The organism is Kluyvera genomosp. 1, from assembly GCF_001266615.1.
Classification (GTDB): Bacteria; Pseudomonadota; Gammaproteobacteria; order Enterobacterales; family Enterobacteriaceae; genus Kluyvera; species Kluyvera cryocrescens_A.
Window position 1 is genome coordinate 129,457 of sequence record NZ_LGHZ01000004.1, and the last position, 15,732, is coordinate 145,188.

General features: G+C 51.6%; 17 protein-coding genes and 1 riboswitch. Of the genes, 12 read left to right on the forward strand and 5 right to left on the reverse strand.

From position 1 onward, the window contains the following. The first annotated feature begins 13 nt into the window (after positions 1-13). The 3 genes from KP80_RS02545 (at position 14) to KP80_RS02555 (ending at position 4,721) form a co-directional block, all read left to right on the forward strand. The gene (locus KP80_RS02545; protein ID WP_052282015.1) at positions 14-1,627 is read left to right on the forward strand and encodes a mechanosensitive ion channel family protein; all 1,614 of its coding nucleotides are present in this window, start codon (positions 14-16) and stop codon (positions 1,625-1,627) included. A 90-nt stretch (positions 1,628-1,717) separates the two neighbouring features. Beyond that, positions 1,718-2,905, forward strand: a complete 1,188-nt coding sequence (locus tag KP80_RS02550; protein WP_052282016.1) for an OmpP1/FadL family transporter — start codon at positions 1,718-1,720, stop codon at positions 2,903-2,905. A 292-nt stretch (positions 2,906-3,197) separates the two neighbouring features. Beyond that, positions 3,198-4,721: a phosphoethanolamine transferase gene (locus KP80_RS02555; protein WP_197276134.1), complete on the forward strand. Its 1,524-nt coding sequence runs from the start codon at positions 3,198-3,200 to the stop codon at positions 4,719-4,721. Between the two features lie 75 nt (positions 4,722-4,796). On the opposite strand, the gene KP80_RS02560 is transcribed toward KP80_RS02555, so the two are convergent. Next, a complete protein-coding gene (locus KP80_RS02560) occupies positions 4,797-5,549 on the reverse strand; it encodes a DeoR/GlpR family DNA-binding transcription regulator (RefSeq protein ID WP_052282018.1) in 753 nt (250 codons plus the stop codon). A 103-nt stretch (positions 5,550-5,652) separates the two neighbouring features. Between KP80_RS02560 and KP80_RS02565 the strand changes: the two genes are divergently transcribed. Further along, positions 5,653-6,021: an NUDIX hydrolase gene (locus tag KP80_RS02565; RefSeq protein WP_052282019.1), complete on the forward strand. Its 369-nt coding sequence runs from the start codon at positions 5,653-5,655 to the stop codon at positions 6,019-6,021. 43 nt (positions 6,022-6,064) lie between these two features. Here KP80_RS02565 and KP80_RS02570 read toward each other — a convergent pair whose 3' ends face one another. From KP80_RS02570 to KP80_RS02580, 3 genes are all read right to left on the reverse strand, one after another. Then, positions 6,065-6,841, reverse strand: coding sequence for an SDR family NAD(P)-dependent oxidoreductase (locus KP80_RS02570; RefSeq protein ID WP_052282020.1), 777 nt, complete (start codon positions 6,839-6,841; stop codon positions 6,065-6,067). A gap of 167 nt (positions 6,842-7,008) precedes the next feature. Beyond that, positions 7,009-7,725 carry an SAM-dependent methyltransferase gene (locus tag KP80_RS02575; protein ID WP_052282021.1) on the reverse strand — a complete coding sequence of 239 codons (717 nt, stop codon included), beginning with the start codon at positions 7,723-7,725 and terminating at the stop codon, positions 7,009-7,011. Positions 7,726-7,735: 10 nt separating this feature from the next. Further along, entirely contained in the window at positions 7,736-7,993 is a 258-nt protein-coding gene (locus KP80_RS02580; protein WP_052282022.1) for a YjhX family toxin, read from the reverse strand. 624 nt (positions 7,994-8,617) lie between these two features. Between KP80_RS02580 and KP80_RS02585 the strand changes: the two genes are divergently transcribed. The 4 genes from KP80_RS02585 (at position 8,618) to KP80_RS02600 (ending at position 10,610) form a co-directional block, all read left to right on the forward strand. After that, positions 8,618-9,313 (forward strand): oligogalacturonate-specific porin KdgM family protein, encoded by a 696-nt coding sequence (locus tag KP80_RS02585; protein WP_052282023.1) that lies wholly within the window; start codon positions 8,618-8,620, stop codon positions 9,311-9,313. A gap of 190 nt (positions 9,314-9,503) precedes the next feature. Then, positions 9,504-10,025, forward strand: a complete 522-nt coding sequence (locus tag KP80_RS02590) for a hypothetical protein (RefSeq protein WP_052282024.1) — start codon at positions 9,504-9,506, stop codon at positions 10,023-10,025. A 68-nt stretch (positions 10,026-10,093) separates the two neighbouring features. Next, the gene (yjdI, locus tag KP80_RS02595) at positions 10,094-10,327 is read left to right on the forward strand and encodes a 4Fe-4S mono-cluster protein YjdI (RefSeq protein WP_052282025.1); all 234 of its coding nucleotides are present in this window, start codon (positions 10,094-10,096) and stop codon (positions 10,325-10,327) included. 10 nt (positions 10,328-10,337) lie between these two features. Continuing rightward, positions 10,338-10,610 carry a GNAT family N-acetyltransferase gene (locus KP80_RS02600; RefSeq protein WP_052282026.1) on the forward strand — a complete coding sequence of 91 codons (273 nt, stop codon included), beginning with the start codon at positions 10,338-10,340 and terminating at the stop codon, positions 10,608-10,610. Between the two features lie 35 nt (positions 10,611-10,645). Here the strand turns inward: KP80_RS02600 and KP80_RS02605 are convergent, their stop codons facing one another. Next, the gene (locus KP80_RS02605) at positions 10,646-11,257 is read right to left on the reverse strand and encodes a LysE family translocator (RefSeq protein ID WP_052282027.1); all 612 of its coding nucleotides are present in this window, start codon (positions 11,255-11,257) and stop codon (positions 10,646-10,648) included. 140 nt (positions 11,258-11,397) lie between these two features. Here KP80_RS02605 and KP80_RS02610 point away from each other — a divergent pair, with 140 nt between their 5' ends. From KP80_RS02610 to KP80_RS02625, 4 genes are all read left to right on the forward strand, one after another. Continuing rightward, positions 11,398-11,862, forward strand: coding sequence for an Lrp/AsnC family transcriptional regulator (locus tag KP80_RS02610; protein ID WP_052282028.1), 465 nt, complete (start codon positions 11,398-11,400; stop codon positions 11,860-11,862). Positions 11,863-11,906: 44 nt separating this feature from the next. Continuing rightward, positions 11,907-11,968: riboswitch (Fluoride riboswitch) on the forward strand. A gap of 70 nt (positions 11,969-12,038) precedes the next feature. Further along, positions 12,039-13,358, forward strand: a complete 1,320-nt coding sequence (locus tag KP80_RS02615) for a voltage-gated chloride channel family protein (protein WP_052282029.1) — start codon at positions 12,039-12,041, stop codon at positions 13,356-13,358. 143 nt (positions 13,359-13,501) lie between these two features. Beyond that, positions 13,502-14,848 carry an LLM class flavin-dependent oxidoreductase gene (locus KP80_RS02620; protein ID WP_052282030.1) on the forward strand — a complete coding sequence of 449 codons (1,347 nt, stop codon included), beginning with the start codon at positions 13,502-13,504 and terminating at the stop codon, positions 14,846-14,848. A gap of 9 nt (positions 14,849-14,857) precedes the next feature. Beyond that, positions 14,858-15,694: an ABC transporter permease gene (locus KP80_RS02625; RefSeq protein WP_052282031.1), complete on the forward strand. Its 837-nt coding sequence runs from the start codon at positions 14,858-14,860 to the stop codon at positions 15,692-15,694. Positions 15,695-15,732 lie beyond the last annotated feature (38 nt).

Consider the following 15,732-nt stretch of genomic DNA (forward strand, 5'->3'; position numbering starts at 1 on the left):
CGCGGTGGCGGATATGAACAGGATACTGCTCGCTGTTTTTACGTGTTTATTTCTTTCCGCGGTTTTTAATACCGAGGCGGCGGAGCCTCGCCAGGAACCTACCGATCAAGAACGCGCCAGAACGGTATATATCTTTCATCAGCCGATTGTGATGTTACAGGCAAAGTTCGGTCTTACGACGCCTGAGGAACGTGTACTGCGCATTCGTAATACGCTGCGTCATTTCACGCAAGCCGACGTACGAGAGCCGTTGAAGGTGATAACCGTCACTCGCTATAACCAGCCCGGCAGGCTAATTGTCATGAACGGTAAGCCGGTGATGCTGCTGGCACAAGGCGATCTCGATGAAGGCGACGATCTCACGTTGGATCAGGCCGCGCAGCGGGTGCTGGTGAGAATGGAAGCGCAGCGTACGGCGCTGCACGATCAGTATGATGGCCGCCAACTGGCCTTGTCTGCGGTGAAAGCCTTCGCCGCGATGCTGGGGATGATTCTGCTGTGGTATATCGCTTATTACTCCTGGCGCGGCGTCAGGCGTTTTTATCGTCGGCGGATTATTGAGAACCGCAGCTGGGTTCCCCAAAGCTGGAGACGGTTTATCGGTGCGATTGAGACGCGGCTCTACGCGTTGTTGATGATTCTGCTCGGCGTTGCGGTGTTTTATGTATGGCTTAGCTGGGTGTTTAGCCTGTTTCCCTGGACGCGAGTATGGGGAGAGTCGTTGGGCGACTGGTCGATCCGCGTCGTACGCGACATTGCGTTATCGATCGTCTCGGCTCTTCCTGGGCTGATGATTGTTCTCGTCATTGTGCTGATTACCGCCTTCATCCTGAAGCTGCTGCGGGTGATTTTGGATCAGGTCGCCGCAGGGCGATTACAGCTTCCTGGCATTCATCCGGAAACCGTCAGCGCCACCCGTAAACTGATCTCCGTCGTGGTCTGGCTATTTGCGCTTTCAGCCGCGTATCCCTTCCTGCCGGGTGCTAATTCGCTGGCGTTTAAAGGCATTAGCGTCTTCTTCGGTTTGATGTTGACGCTAGGGTCGGCCGGGGTGATGAACCACGCGATGAGCGGATTGGTGCTGATTTACTCCCGCGCCTTGCGCAAAGGCGACGTTATCCGCATTGCGGATAACGAAGGACAGGTGAGTGAAATTGGCATGCTTGCCACCAAAATCATCACCCGTGAGCACTATGTGGTGACGGTACCCAATGCGGTGGTCGTTAGCGGAAAAATTACCAACCTCAGTGCGCAAAGCGCCGACGGTGGCGTCAACCTGACGGTTAGCGTGACCATCGGTTATGACACTCCCTGGCGTCAGGTTCACGCCATGCTGGAACTTGCCGCGAAGCGGGCTAAGGGTATCGAACTGTCGCCGCCGCCGCTGGTACGCCAGCTCAGCCTGATGGACTGGTACATCGCCTATGAGTTACAGGTTCGGCTGGTTGCCGGTCAGTCTCTGGCCGACGCGCGCAACGAATTGCATAGCAATATTCAGGATGTCTTTAATGAGTTCGGTGTCCAGATTATGTCGCCGAATTTCGTGATGCAGCCAAAGGGGGCGGTGATGGTGGGGAAAGAGAATTGGTCTCCGGCGCCGGCGGTGCCGTTGGATGCGGGAAAATAGTCCTGGGATCGGGTTGGAGAGTCACGCGAAGCAGCAGGCGTCACGACGTGCCCTAATGCTGCCAATAGTATCGATAATTGCGGGTCAAACATGAAAAAATCCACGTTGGTTTATCTCGGTCTGTTTTTCGCCCCGGCAACGCAGGCGAGCGCGCTCTATTTCTACGAGATTGGTACCGAGGACACCGCACTGGCAGGGGCCGGGCAGGCGGCGCGAGCTCAGGATGCATCCACCATTGTGACCAATCCCGCCGGGATGACGCGACTCCCGGATCATATGTTCACCGGCGGGTTGCAGGCGATGGATGGCGACATCTCTTACTCGCTTGACGATGATGCTGGTCGCAAAAGCCCCGGCAATATCATGCGCTTTTTCCCGAATGCGAGTGCGTTCTATGCCCAGAAGGTTAACGACGATCTTTATGCTGGCCTTGGGTTGTACGGTAACTATGGGCTGGGTATTGATTTTGGCTCCTGGGCAGGAGATAGGCTCATCAAGAAAAGCACCATGGTCGCGATGACGTTAAGCCCTTCCTTGGCCTACAAACTCAGCGACAGGGTGTCTATCGGCGGTTCTGTTAACTTTAACTACGGTCTGCTATCGCTCACGCGCAATGTTGATGGCAATGATGAACAGCAAAAAGATCACGATTGGGCGACGAGCTACCGTTTGGGCCTGCTGATGGCGTTGACTGAGCAAACTCGAGCGGGTATCGCCTGGACCAGTAAAACCGATTACGACTTCAATATCGACGGCAAAGCCCGTTTCCCGAACTTGCCGAACGTGGAATACGATCTGCCTATTTCTGCTCAGGTGCGGGCACCGCAGCAGGTGATGCTGAGTCTGGTGCATGACCTTAATCAACAGTGGTCGGTGATGGGCGATCTGGGCTGGCAGGACTGGAGCCAGTTTGGCGCACCGCAAATTACCGTGAGCGACCAGCCGCTGGATAAAGACAGTCGTCTTAAAGATTCCTGGCACACGGCGCTGGGGGTGCAATACCGGCCTACGGAGCAGTGGCGCTTGAACGCGGGCGTGGCTTACGACAGTACGGTCTATCGTTCGCAGAGCAATGCTGCGCTCACGTTACCCACCGGCGATGAGTGGCGCTTTGCAACCGGGGCGCAGTATCAAATAACGCCACAGAGTAATCTCGGCGTTGCGGTGTCGTACCTGCACATACAGTCCGCTCGCGTGCAGTCACCTGCGGTGTACAAAGGCAGCTACAGCGATCCTTACCTATGGTTCGCCAGCGTAAATTACAGTTATCAATTCTAAGGGCGATAGTTAGGTCATTTTGGGGCCGCATGAGCGTTCCCTTTTTGAAAATGTATAAATGCATTAAGTTGGGCTGCATAAAGAAAGGACGATAATTTTTCAGTAATACGCTAAGACCATTTAAAATGGTTAGTCATATTACTATATGATTGCTAATTTTTCTTTGCGAAATTATTTGAGCTTGAGTGAACACTACTATATATAAGAGTTTTTACTGGGATTTCCCTCATTAGGTTGATGGCAAATACCTTCAGGCGTACAATCCGCGACTCGCCTAAAAATGTTATTAAAAATGTTTAGCCAATATAAAAAACACGTTGCTGTTCTTTTTTTCTTCACTGCACTATTTCTTTACTCACGTTTTTTATTACGTGCGACGGGTGATGGGCATCCGGAAGTTGTGAACGTTTTGTTGTTAACTGGTCTCTGTTCTTTGCTATTTACGGCCAAAAGAACGTTTCTTATTACCATTCCTTTCTTGCTGATTCTGACATTATACGCACCAGTTGGTCTGACATATGGCTATCCAACCTATCAGTATGTTGCATCATTGTTTGCAACCACCGTTGGAGAATCACTGGAGTTTCTGCGATTAATTCCACTTAAGGCATATTTGTATACGGTTATATTACTGGTTGCACCATTTATTCTGCATCGTATGGCTTTACGTTTTAATATTAAACCTTGTAACAACAAGCTGTTCGTTTTGTCCTTTGCTGTCCTCTCTTTCTGCTCTTCAGGAGCATTTTTGTTCTTCAATGAAACAAAAGCCTCGGTGGCGAAAGTCGAGAAAGAAAACAGTGAGCTTGAGAAATTCGTTAACAAAAACGATTGGGTCGATGTTAAGCAAACGGGGAAAACTCAGTATGATGATTACTACCTGGTTATTGGTGAAAGTGCGCGCCGTGACTACTTCCATGCTTACGGCTACCCGGTAAAGAACACGCCGTTCCTCGACTCGACTAAGGGCGTTATCGTTAACGGTCTGGAATCTGCCGGAACTTACACGATCGGTTCATTACGTTTAATGTTGACCCTGGCGGATACCAATGCCTGGACACCAAACTATAATCTGAATGTAGTTGGCTTAGCCACTAAAGCTGGTTTTAGTACTTACTGGGTTTCAAATCAGGGGCAGTTTGGTGAGTGGGATACCCCGATATCAGCGATCGCCAAGAAAAGCGATAAAAGCTACTTCACCAAATTCCAGGAATACAACGAGCGTAATATTTCAGATTTCGCCATGCTGCGAATATTAAAGCCGATGATTAACCAAAGTACGACGAAGCGGCGCTTCTTTGTGATTCATACCATGGGCTCTCACCCGCATGCCTGCGATCGTATTAAAGAAATGAAAGACCCGATCACCGTAACTAACAAGACAGATTCTTATATTGCTTGTTATATCTCCAGCATCAAACAAACCGATAAGTTCCTGGAAAATCTTCATGATGTGATTTCACAAAATAGCCATGGCCGCAGTTTTTCAATGATCTATTTTTCCGATCATGGCATGGCCCATCGCGATGTGGATGGTGTGATTCAACTGAATAACAACTATATCAGTAAATATCATCATGACATTCCGCTGGTGAAAATTTCATCGGACGATCGTGAGCGCAAAGTTATCTCGTCACAGAAATCGGGTTTACTGTTTGTGAATGGTCTGGCTGACTGGATGGGTATTAGCGCGGAGAAAATCCAGCCCTACAATCTCTTTGATGGCATTTCCGATACCAACGACTTTGGCTTAAGCCAGCAGCCGTATAAAGTGGACGATCCCGCTATTGATATCTCTAGCGTAATAGCGCAATAAGAAGATGTGAGGTGCCCCTGCCCGCGTGGGCACCTTATTTTTTGCTTTTTACCGAGCTGTCATTTGCTCGCGGGGCTAACGAATGACAGCTACGCGGTGGCGTTCCAACGCATCTACCAGTGCTATATCCAGTTCACTTTCTACAATTATCGTGCTGGCAAGGCCCAAATCACCGATAGCAAAAGCGGACGCGGCGTTAATTTTCTCGTGTGAGGCCATTACAATGGTTTCGCTGGCTCTCTGGCTTAATAAACGCTTAACGCCAGCCTCTTCGAAACTGCCGGTGGTGAATCCGGCGCTGTGGTGCACGCCCGTCACGCCCATAAAGTACAGGTCGGCGTTAATACGGCTGGCGGCTTCGGTCATGGCAGTGCCCATGGTCACCACCGAATGCTTAAACAGCGTGCCTCCCAGCAAAATAACTTCAATGGCCGGGTAGTCAATCAGCCCGACGGCGATATTCGGGCTATGGGTGACGACGGTAAAGGGCATCTCCTGCGGCAGGAGCTTAATCATCTCGGCGGTGGTGGTTCCACCGTCAATGATCACCACCTGGCCCGGACCAATAAGCGTCATCGCTTTCTGGGCGATGGTTTTTTTTGCGTCTATTTGCACGTTTTTCCGCGCTTCAAATGGGGCAATAGCGGCGGAAACAGGCAGTGCTCCGCCGTGCACCCGCTGTAACAATCCGGCCGATGCTAGCTCTCTGAGATCGCGACGAATAGAGTCTTCAGAAACGCTAAAGCGCTGGCTAAGTTCGGTCGAGTGGACCTGCTTATCCCGAGCGAGAATATCCAGGATGAGCTGCTTTCGTTGGCTGGCTAACATCATTTCCTCTATGCTTGTTTTGTCTTGAATGTGCACGATTATGCATGATAGGTTGTGTGCTGTCATCTGCGACAGAGAATAACAACATACCTGGAGAGTCAAAATGAAAAGTATGATCGTACTGATTGCTGGCCCAGTGAGAAGCGGTACCCATGGTGATGAGCGGCTGATGCATGAAAACCTGGCGCGAATGGAGCAGGCTGCACTGGCTGTCTATCGCAAAGGGCATATTCCGGTCATTGGCGAGTGGCTGGCGTTTCCGCTCTCTACTGCTGCCGGCTCAACGCGCATTGGTGATGAGATCAGCGAGGCGTTTCTTTATCCCGTCGCCCACCGATTGCTGACGCGCTGTGATGCCGTACTGCGTCTTGAAGGGGCATCGAACGGTGCGGATAACGATGTGCGTATTGCGGGAGAACTTGGTCTGGCGGTGTATTACTCTCTGGGTGATATGCCGAGTGAGGCGGCATAACAAGCGAACGGCGCATACTCTGAAAGAGCATGCGCCAGATTGATTACGCGTTACGGCCGGCCATCACGCCGCCGTCGATGTCCCAAATCGCGCCGGTTACCCAGCCGGTTTTGTCCGACAGCAGGAAGGTCACGGTTTCGGCGACGTCTTCCGCGCTTCCCACGCGGCCGATGGGGTGGAAGCTATCAAAGCTGGTCATCACTTCTTTGACGTCGTCTTTTGGAATGAAGCCCTCATAAATTGGCGTGTGCACCACCGCTGGAGAAACCGCGTTGACGCGAATGCCGTTACCGCCAAGCTCAATCGCCAGGTTTTTAGTTAACGCGTGCAGACCGGCTTTCGCCATTGAGTAGGCGGAGGAGGGGGTCGCACCAATGGCCTGCTGTGCCCACATTGAACCAATGTTCACGATAGCACCTTTAATGCCTGCGGAGACCATGTTGCGTACCACGTCACGGGTAATAAAGAAGGTCGCGCGATTGATGCTCATATACATGTCGTAATCGGCAGATTCATGCTCGGTGAACGGTTTCGGGAAGAATACCCCGGCGGCGTTAACCAGCAGGCTGATATCTTTGTGTTTGGCATTGATGGTGGCGATCACGTGTTGCATACCGGCGTCAGTCATCAGATCGGCAACGATAATATCGACGCTACCGTAGGCTGCCAGCGCCTGGCGTGCCTGCTCAGCTTTTTCCTGACGATTGCCGACCAATACTACGCTACCGCCGTTTTGCAGGACTTTTTTCGCCGTTTCAAAACCCATACCGCTGGTTCCGCCGACCACTAACAGTTTTTTACCGGCAAATAATGCGTTCATCGTTAACCTCGTTTGCAAAATTGAATCAAGCCGCAGAGCGCCGCTTGCGATGGGAGAATAATGGCAGGGGAAAACGAATCTGACGAAGCATAAGAAATAGCATCACGATGAAGAAAAACTATCTCGCGATCGATGACTGCCCTCCAGGAAGGAGGGCAGCGTTGAGGTTATTTTGGCTTACGTCCCGTGAGCTCGATAAAGTTAAAGTAGCGGCCTGCACCGGCTTCCATAATAGGCACCATCATCTCCTGTGCCATGGGACACTGCATAAATTCATCCCACGCTTGCTGACAGCAATCCATCTCCCGCAAGGTAAAGTGCTGAAGCCCCGGTTCTTTCTCCCACAGCGCTTGCCACCAGGCACAGGAGTAGAAATACCATTCCGGTGTCCAGAATGGCTTGACGACTTCCGGCAGGTTATCTGCTGAGTAGTTGCCAGTAAATCCCGGTACCGCGACAGCAATCTGTCCGCCTGGCTTCAGGAAGGGCAACAGCTTCCCCAGCATGTCATCATTGCCACCAAAGTACTGATAGGCATCGACGCTGACGATGATATCAAAGTACGCTTCAGCAAAAGGTATCGCCTGCGTTGCATCGACTGATAACGGAAAAATTTGTCCATCCAGCTGCAACTGGGTAAAGCGCTGGGCATTTTCCGTCGGTGAGATCCACAGGTCAGCGGCGAAAACGGTGACCGCGTATTTTTCTGCCAACAGGATAGAGGAGATACCCTTTCCGCAGCCAAGATCGAGAATGCGCATACCCGGTTTAATCTCCAGCCTTGCTGCCATCTCTTCCATAATGCGCATGGCGTTGGGGCCCATCATGTTTTCCTGCAAAAGCGCGGGATTGTAGCGATCGGTAAAAGGAAATCGCGTTGTCATGGCTTGCTCCTTAGCGGTTATCCGTCTGGGCGCGAACGTTGTTTAGTCCGGTGGTATTGATCCGGTATGGCTGTCCGTTGACGGATTTAATCAGTTTTTTGGTTTTGAGTTTTTTGAATACGCTGAGCGTACAGTCGCTGAGCAAGAACCCTTCGCGGCTGTAACATTCGACGGATGTGACGCGGCCTGAGCTATCACGGACGTGCGCGATGCGGCCACCTTTGGCGAGAACGTGTAAGGTACGTTGTTCCTGACGGGATAAATTCATACTGAAGAACCTGTTTAATCATCATGTGCGAAAACGAGCCATCACCCGCAGGTGAAAGCGTAGGTTTTAAGCGCAGCGATAATCAGTCCGGCCTGAAAAGGTCGGGAAGCTGATTATCTGATGATGACATTCTCCAGCATGCAGGCCTCGAAGTGCGTAATAAAGGAAATAACCCCAATAGCATAACATGGATGATATTAATGACAGCGATTTTATCCAGATAATGTGATCCAGAAACAGCCAGGCTTTTCCATAGTTGGGTTGTGAAGATATGTATCAAATAGGTTTTTCACTTCAGGTTACTCTTTGTTTTTATATTATTGACATCGTTAACTATTAATGAAAAACAAATAACATGGGTTATTTGTTTTTTTATCCTGTTGAAAATAAACACATAAAATAGATATCTAAAGTTATGTCAACTTACTGTAAATAAACTTATGATGTGATCTAAGCCATTATTTTGGCTTCGTCAATCGCGATTAGCTTGAAGCTCATCACGTCATTAGACCTCTCTGCTGTTTGAAATAAATCTTTACGATCTCGATCACTAAAATAACTTTCTTAAAAAAATAAAATTCAGTTTCATAAAAATGAAACATGATTCCAATTGAGGGTTATTGAATGTTTAAAAAATCTCTGGTCATGATGGCTTTATGCGGCGCGTCTTTCGCTGCATCCGCAGTAACTGTCGATTTACGTCACGAATTCATTGATGGTGGTAAGACAGATAAAACCAACGCCGACCGCGTATCTGTCTCTCACCGTTTTGCGAATGGTTTCGGCTTCTCAGTGGAAGCGAAGTGGAAATCAGGTGGCGATAATACTGATAAGCCTTACGCCGACTTTATTGGTAATGGTCATGAAGAGTCGATTAGCTACCAGTACAAGTTCAACAAGAACTTCTCTGTACAGCCTGGCTTTAATATTGAAAGTAACGACAGCCGCTCTATTTATAAACCAAATCTGCGCGTGCAATATAGCTTCGACAATGGCTTCTATGTGGCGGCACGTTATCGTTATGACTACACCCGTTATCCGTCAAATGCGAATAAAGACGATGATAAGGTCAACCGTGGTGACGCGTGGGCGGGCTACGTGTTTGGTGACTGGCGTACCGAGCTGAACTACGTATATGCACGTAGTACTGAAGGTAATGCACGTAACAACAACAAACCGTACTCCCAGGAATACAACGTTAAAGTGGCGTACAAAATCGATAAAAACTGGGCACCGTACGGTGAAGTGGGCAACGTTGGCGTTAACGACCGCGATGACCGCCAGACCCGTTTCCGTGTCGGTGTAGCGTACTCCTTCTAATCCGTTTCGATTTAGAGATCCCCCGGCGCAGTAGCCGGGGTTCTCTCCTTTCTGTATTGCGATAAACCTCATCTGCGATCATTTTTTTAGCATCGACATCTATTTTTTAATATTCCCACACGGTTGTGTCGCTCTTACACGGAGTCATTTGTTTTCACATTCTCGCAGAGGTTCGTGTATGGATAGCGCTATGGTCGTATTATTACTTCTCATCGTCTGTTTTCTGGTTCTGGGCGGCGGATGGTTTCTCATCATGCGCACCGAAATGAAGATCGAGAAAAAAATGCTGAATGAATTTGAGCTAAAACGTGAGGAGGAAAAACATCAGAAAACGCTGCAGAAATATGAAGAGCTGTTAGCGATGGAAATTGAATGGCACACGCATCGAATTGCGAGTATTCATTTCTTCATTGCCAAAATAAAGAAAAAGCAGGATGCGGAATACCGCGGAACCCAAGCCAGCATCAACGGTGACAACACGCATTTGCACTCAAAAATTAAAGCGCTGATTTTCATCTACTTTCCCCATCTTCAGGACGACTATGCCAAGCTGTGCAAAATCGCCGACTGTACGGTCTATTTTGACTACCTTTACGGACGCTCGAACGACAGCCAGCGGGTGATTGCCGAGCTTACCGATAAGCTACAGAAGTTCTCCACCCAGTCCACAGAGTTTCAGAACCGTATTCGCAATGAAGTGACGGTAAAATGATTGACGATTTTCACCGGTGAGAGGTCTATGCTTAGTCTCGAACATAGATAAAAAATAGAGGCAATGTCATGGATAAGGAACTCGAGGACGCGGGTTATCGCGTCTACACCGGGGAGAAGATTGATGTCTACTTCAATACGGCGATTTGCCAGCACTCCGGCAACTGCGTTCGCGGCAGCGGTAAACTGTTTAACCTGAAACGTAAACCGTGGATTATCCCGGATGAAGTTGACGTTGCTACGGTTGTTCGCGTGATTGATACCTGCCCAAGCGGGGCACTTAAGTACCGTCATCATGACTAAGTGAGAGCCAATGGACATTCTGGAAGGTCATAATAAGTTTTACGTCAACGACGCTGACGGTAACCAGGTTGCCGAAATTGTGTTTGTTCCTACCGGTGAACACCTGAGTATTATTGAACACACCGATGTCGATGAAAGCCTGAAAGGGCAGGGCGTCGGTAAAAAGCTGGTGGCCAAAGTGGTAGCGAAAATGCGTGCAGAACAGCGCAAAATCATTCCGCTGTGCCCGTTCGCCAAACACGAATTCGATAACACTCGCGAATACGACGATATTCGCGCCTGAATCTCTGCGCCAGCTGAGGCTGGCGCAGTTTCGTTTTAGCGGATCTGTTCGACCAGCAGCAGTGCCGCAATCACCACCATCAACCCCCCTGAGAATCGGCTGACCATTCTTGCCGCCTGTGGACGGCTTGCCAGCAGCGCCCGCGACCCATAACCCACCAGTAAATAGATAATGGTACAGGTGACAAGATGCATCAGCCCGAGCGCCGACATCTGCATGGCAACCGGCCATTGGCTGTGTGGGTCAGTGAACTGCGGCAGCAGCGCCAGAAACAATAAAAAGACCTTTGGATTGAGACCGCTGATGCACAAGCCCTTCAATGCCCATTGATTCCAGCCGCCGCTGAGGTGACTGGCGCTGGCAACCGTTGCCGGATGACGTAATAGCGAAACGCCAAGCCACAGCAAATAACATGCACCCAAAAGCGTAATGGCAGAGAGTGCCAGCGGGTGTCCGGCAATCAGTACACCTAGCCCCGCGACGACCACCAGTGTCGCCAGCAGATGGCCGGACATCAGCCCGGCGACCGCAGGCAGGATACGGCGACCGTGGATCCCGGCGCTGATGGTATAAGCCCAATCTGCGCCGGGTGTCATAATGAGCAGAAAAGAAACCAGCCAGAATCCAGCCACCAGACTTATTTCCATTCCCTATACCTTCCCTTATTTTTCATTGTGTTAGCCTCAATTCATTCGTGTTTTGCGTTAACGAAAGAATATCGGGAATACTGCGCAATGAGCTTTCAATGTTATGCTGGAAATCCGCGTTAAATGAGAGAATCTTCTAAATGGATAGCATTGATCGAAAAATTCTTGCTGAGCTTCAGGCGGATGGGCGTTTATCTATTACCGAGCTGGCTGAACGGGTGAATTTAAGCCTTTCGCCGTGCCACCGACGCCTGCGGGCGCTGGAGCAGGAAGGGGTGATCTCCGGCTACCGTGCCAATCTCGATCCCGGCAAAATGGGGTTTAACTTTGTGGCGCTGGTGTTTGCCACCTTAAAAGAGGGCGACAAGAAAGCGGTCAGCGCTTTTGAGGAAGCGGTTGAAGAGATCCCACAGATCGTGCTGGCACAGCGCCTGTTTGGCGATCCGGATTATTTGATGCAGGTTGTGACTCGCGATCTGTCGGCTTTTCAGAAGCTCTATGACCAAAAGCTCTCGGCGATGCCGGGCGTGCAGCATCTGCGCTCGACGCTGGTCATGAAAACCGTGGTACAGGACAGGCCGTTCCCACTGGACTCATTAAAATAACCGTGGCTAAACGCTTTTAGCTGAAACGATTCGTGTGCTAATATTATTGCGCAGGGGATGGCATACCCCCTTGAACCGCCGTGTGGCTGATGATGCCTGTTTGTATTCCTGGACCGGGAATGAACAGGCACACCTCAACCGCGTCCAGGATGATTTCTTCATCTAAGGATGCGTCAATGTTTTCTGAACACTTCGCTCGTAAAAATCCGCTTTTCTTTTTACTGCAATGGCTGCTGCTGGCTCTGGTGATTGCCGTTTTTGTCGGCTCGGCCTCCGCGCTATTTCTCTTCTTGCTTGAATGGGCAACCGCAACGCGTCTACATCATCATTGGCTTATCTGGCTGCTGCCGTTTGCCGGTTTTGCCGTGGGCTGGGTCTATTTACGTTTTGGCCGTGATGTTGAAGCGGGTAACAACCTGATTCTCGAAGAGGTGCACAGCCCGGCAAAGGTGATTCCGCTGCGGATGGCTCCGCTGGTGTTTATCGGGACGGTGGTTTCGCATCTGTTTGGCGCGTCGGTCGGCCGTGAAGGCACCGCGGTACAAATGGGGGCATCGATTGCCGACCAGTTTACCTCGGCGTTAAAACTGAATGATGACGCGCGGCGGATGGTGTTGATGGCAGGCGTCAGCGCCGGTTTCTCTTCGGTATTTGGCACGCCGCTGGCCGGGGCGATTTTCGGCCTGGAAGTGATGGCGATAGGTCGTATGCACTACACGGCGATTTTTCCCTGCCTGCTGGCGGCCATTGTCGCCGACCAGGTGGGGCTGATGTGGGGCGTTCAGCACACGCATTACGCGATGTCGCTGATCCCGCAAATGTCTCTCTGGACGCTGGGGGCGGTGATCATCGCAGGCTGCTGCTTTGGGCTCGCGGCTCGCGTCTTTGCCGATGCCACGCATTTGATCGGCGGCATCATGAAAACGCACATCGCCTACGCGCCGCTTCGGCCGTTTATCGGCGGGGCGGTTGTCGCCGCAGCGGCCTATTTGCTGCATGCCGACCGCTACATTGGCCTTGGGATCCCGGTGATTGTTGATGCTTTCCAGCATCCGCTGGCGCCGTGGGATTTTCTCGGCAAGCTGGCGTTTACCGTCACCTCGTTGGGCAGCGGCTTTAAAGGTGGGGAAGTGACGCCGCTGTTTTACGTTGGGGCTACGCTTGGCAATGCGTTGGCACCGCTACTGCATTTGCCTTTCGCTTTCCTTGCCGGGATCGGTTTTGTGGCAATTTTTGCCGGTGCGGCCAATACGCCGATTGCTTCTACCCTAATGGCGATCGAACTCTTCGGCGCTGATATCGGCATTTATGCGGCGATGGGCTGCGTGGTGGCTTATCTGGTGTCGGGCTACACCGGCATCTATCGCTCTCAGCGCGTGGCCTGCCTGAAGCATCGCATCGTGCCCGAGGGGATTAAGCTGGCAGAACTGCCGGCCTGGCAGCGTGAACAACGGCAGCCGACGGCGCATCATGATGAAGCAAAAGCGGATAGCTAATAACGTATTGTTGTAACAGCATGGATTTCTTATTGCGAAAATGTAAATAACGTACTCAATAATTGTTATTTCAGAATGGCGGCTCATTCTGGCTATCTTGGTTCCAGCCCACTATTCCGGCAACGAATCAGGAGAAACCCAGAATGAGCAGACAAATCAAGTTAGGTGCTTTTCTTCCCGGCGGCGGCCAGCATATTGCGGCGTGGCGTCATCCGGACCAACCCGCCGATGGCGCAACCAGCTTTGAATTCCACAAACAGCTGGCGCAAACCGCCGAACGCGGCCTGTTTGATGCTTACTTCCTGGCCGATGGCCTGGCTATTCCGGCCTCCGGCGTGACCGACGGTGGTACGGCGAAAGTCGCCGGTTTTGAACCGGTAACGTTGTTTTCCGCGCTGGCACCGCTGACCAAAAACATCGGCTTCATCGCTACCGCGTCCACGACCTATGAAGAACCCTATAACCTGGCGCGCAAATTCGCGTCTCTGGATTTAATCTCCGGCGGCCGCGCGGGGTGGAATGTAGTGACGACTGCCACCGAAGCGGCGGCGCACAATTTTAATCTCGATACCCAGCACCCGCATGAATATCGCTACCAGCGTGCAACTGAACACGTAGAAGTGGTGAAAAAGCTGTGGGACAGCTTTGAAGACGACGCCTTCTTACGTGATAAAGCCTCCGGTCAGTTCTTTGACCGCAGTAAGGTGCATGACACCGACCACGTCGGCAAATTCTTTAAAGTCCGCGGGCCACTAAACGTGCCGCGTTCACCGCAGGGCCAGCCGGTTATCGTACAAGCCGGGCAGTCTGAAAGCGGTCGTTCGCTGGCGGCCGCCACTGCCGAGGTGATTTTCACGTCACATCAGCACCTGGAAACCGCACAGGATTTCTATCGCGACATTAAAAAACGCGCCAGAGCCGCCGGTCGTAATCCGGATCATGTGCTGATCATGCCGGGCGTCGCGCCGTTCATCGGCCGTACCGAAGAAGAAGCCAAAGAGAAATACCACAAACTGACCTCGCTGATTGTTGAAGCCGATGGCATCGCGCTGCTGAACGGTCTCGCCGGTGGGGGGATCGATCTGGGCAAATTTGATCCGGACGGCCCGCTACCGCCGTTGCCGGTGACCGAAGGGATGAAGTCGCGGCCGGAGCTGATCCGCCAGATCGCGGATGAAAACAACTTTACCATTCGCCAGCTCTATCAATGGGTGGCAACCGCGCGCGGCCACTTCACGGTGGTGGGGAGCGCGGAACAGGTCGCCGACACGCTGCAAGCGTGGTTTGAAAACGAAGCGGCAGATGGCTTCAACGTGTTGCCGCCATGGTTACCCGGCGGTCTGGATGATTTTATCGAGCTGGTGGTGCCGATTTTACAAAAACGCGGGCTGTTCCGTACTCAGTATGAGGGCAAAACGCTGCGTGAAAATCTGGGGCTACCGTTTGTCAGCAACCGCTACAGCGCGGTGCGCAACGCCAAAGTGGCTTGAGGAGGCGCTATGTTTTATTCGACGACCCGAATCCGTTTGAGAGCCCGTCGCCAGGTGGCATCAGCGCCAGCGTACAAGGTGTGGTATCAGCGCAGTCTGTCGCTAATTGCCCGCTACGGCCTGCTGGTGCTGTTCTTCGCCGGTTGGCAAATTGCCAGCAGCGCAGGTTGGCTGAATGCAGCGGTGATCCCGCCGCTGGATAAAATCATTGTGGCGTTGTGGAACGGTATTACACAGGGCGCACTGCTCGGGGATATTACGATAAGTTTGCAGCGTGCGGGGTTGGCTTTCTTCGCCGCTATCGTAGTGGGCATTCCGCTGGGCCTGTTTATGGGGCAAATTCGCCCGCTGGAACAGGCGCTGGATCCGATCCTGCAACTCTTCCGTCAGACATCGGCACTTGCGCTGTACCCAATCTTTATCCTGCTGTTGGGGTTGGGGGAGACCTCGAAAGTATTCGTTATCTTCTGGGCGGCGCTGTTCCCGATTCTGCTGTCGACCATTAGCGGCGTGAAAGAGGTGGATGCAAAGCTGCTGGAAATGGCGAAAACCTTCGGCGCCGGACGGCTGACGCTGTTCTACCGGGTGATTGTGCCCGCTTCCGTGCCCTCTATTTTTGTCGGCCTGCGTCTGTCAGCGACCACCGCGCTGCTGCTGCTGATCGCTGCTGAGATGATTGGTGCCAATCAGGGGATCGGCTTTAGGGTGATGAACGCCCAATATAACTTCCAGATCCCGATGATGTTTGCCGCCATATTCCTGCTGGCCTTTGCCGGGCTATTAGCTAACGCCATTCTGGTGCTTTTACAGCGCCGCCTGTGTCGCTGGAACACGCGTAACCACTAATTTTCTAGCACTTTATTTTTCGCATTCGAATATAGCCT

What these genes read in the sequence shown, in the direction of transcription:
- KP80_RS02575 (WP_052282021.1), bottom strand. Translation starts at nt 7,725, where the DNA reads ATGACAACGCGATTTCCTTTTACCGATCGCTACAATCCCGCGCTTTTG.
- yjdI (WP_052282025.1), top strand. Translation starts at nt 10,094, where the DNA reads ATGGATAAGGAACTCGAGGACGCGGGTTATCGCGTCTACACCGGGGAG.
- KP80_RS02555 (WP_197276134.1), top strand. Translation starts at nt 3,198, where the DNA reads ATGTTTAGCCAATATAAAAAACACGTTGCTGTTCTTTTTTTCTTCACT.
- KP80_RS02565 (WP_052282019.1), top strand. Translation starts at nt 5,653, where the DNA reads ATGAAAAGTATGATCGTACTGATTGCTGGCCCAGTGAGAAGCGGTACC.
- KP80_RS02550 (WP_052282016.1), top strand. Translation starts at nt 1,718, where the DNA reads ATGAAAAAATCCACGTTGGTTTATCTCGGTCTGTTTTTCGCCCCGGCA.
- KP80_RS02560 (WP_052282018.1), bottom strand. Translation starts at nt 5,549, where the DNA reads ATGTTAGCCAGCCAACGAAAGCAGCTCATCCTGGATATTCTCGCTCGG.
- KP80_RS02590 (WP_052282024.1), top strand. Translation starts at nt 9,504, where the DNA reads ATGGTCGTATTATTACTTCTCATCGTCTGTTTTCTGGTTCTGGGCGGC.
- KP80_RS02615 (WP_052282029.1), top strand. Translation starts at nt 12,039, where the DNA reads ATGTTTTCTGAACACTTCGCTCGTAAAAATCCGCTTTTCTTTTTACTG.
- KP80_RS02580 (WP_052282022.1), bottom strand. Translation starts at nt 7,993, where the DNA reads ATGAATTTATCCCGTCAGGAACAACGTACCTTACACGTTCTCGCCAAA.
- KP80_RS02620 (WP_052282030.1), top strand. Translation starts at nt 13,502, where the DNA reads ATGAGCAGACAAATCAAGTTAGGTGCTTTTCTTCCCGGCGGCGGCCAG.
- KP80_RS02605 (WP_052282027.1), bottom strand. Translation starts at nt 11,257, where the DNA reads ATGGAAATAAGTCTGGTGGCTGGATTCTGGCTGGTTTCTTTTCTGCTC.
- KP80_RS02610 (WP_052282028.1), top strand. Translation starts at nt 11,398, where the DNA reads ATGGATAGCATTGATCGAAAAATTCTTGCTGAGCTTCAGGCGGATGGG.
- KP80_RS02585 (WP_052282023.1), top strand. Translation starts at nt 8,618, where the DNA reads ATGTTTAAAAAATCTCTGGTCATGATGGCTTTATGCGGCGCGTCTTTC.
- KP80_RS02600 (WP_052282026.1), top strand. Translation starts at nt 10,338, where the DNA reads ATGGACATTCTGGAAGGTCATAATAAGTTTTACGTCAACGACGCTGAC.
- KP80_RS02545 (WP_052282015.1), top strand. Translation starts at nt 14, where the DNA reads ATGAACAGGATACTGCTCGCTGTTTTTACGTGTTTATTTCTTTCCGCG.
- KP80_RS02570 (WP_052282020.1), bottom strand. Translation starts at nt 6,841, where the DNA reads ATGAACGCATTATTTGCCGGTAAAAAACTGTTAGTGGTCGGCGGAACC.
- KP80_RS02625 (WP_052282031.1), top strand. Translation starts at nt 14,858, where the DNA reads ATGTTTTATTCGACGACCCGAATCCGTTTGAGAGCCCGTCGCCAGGTG.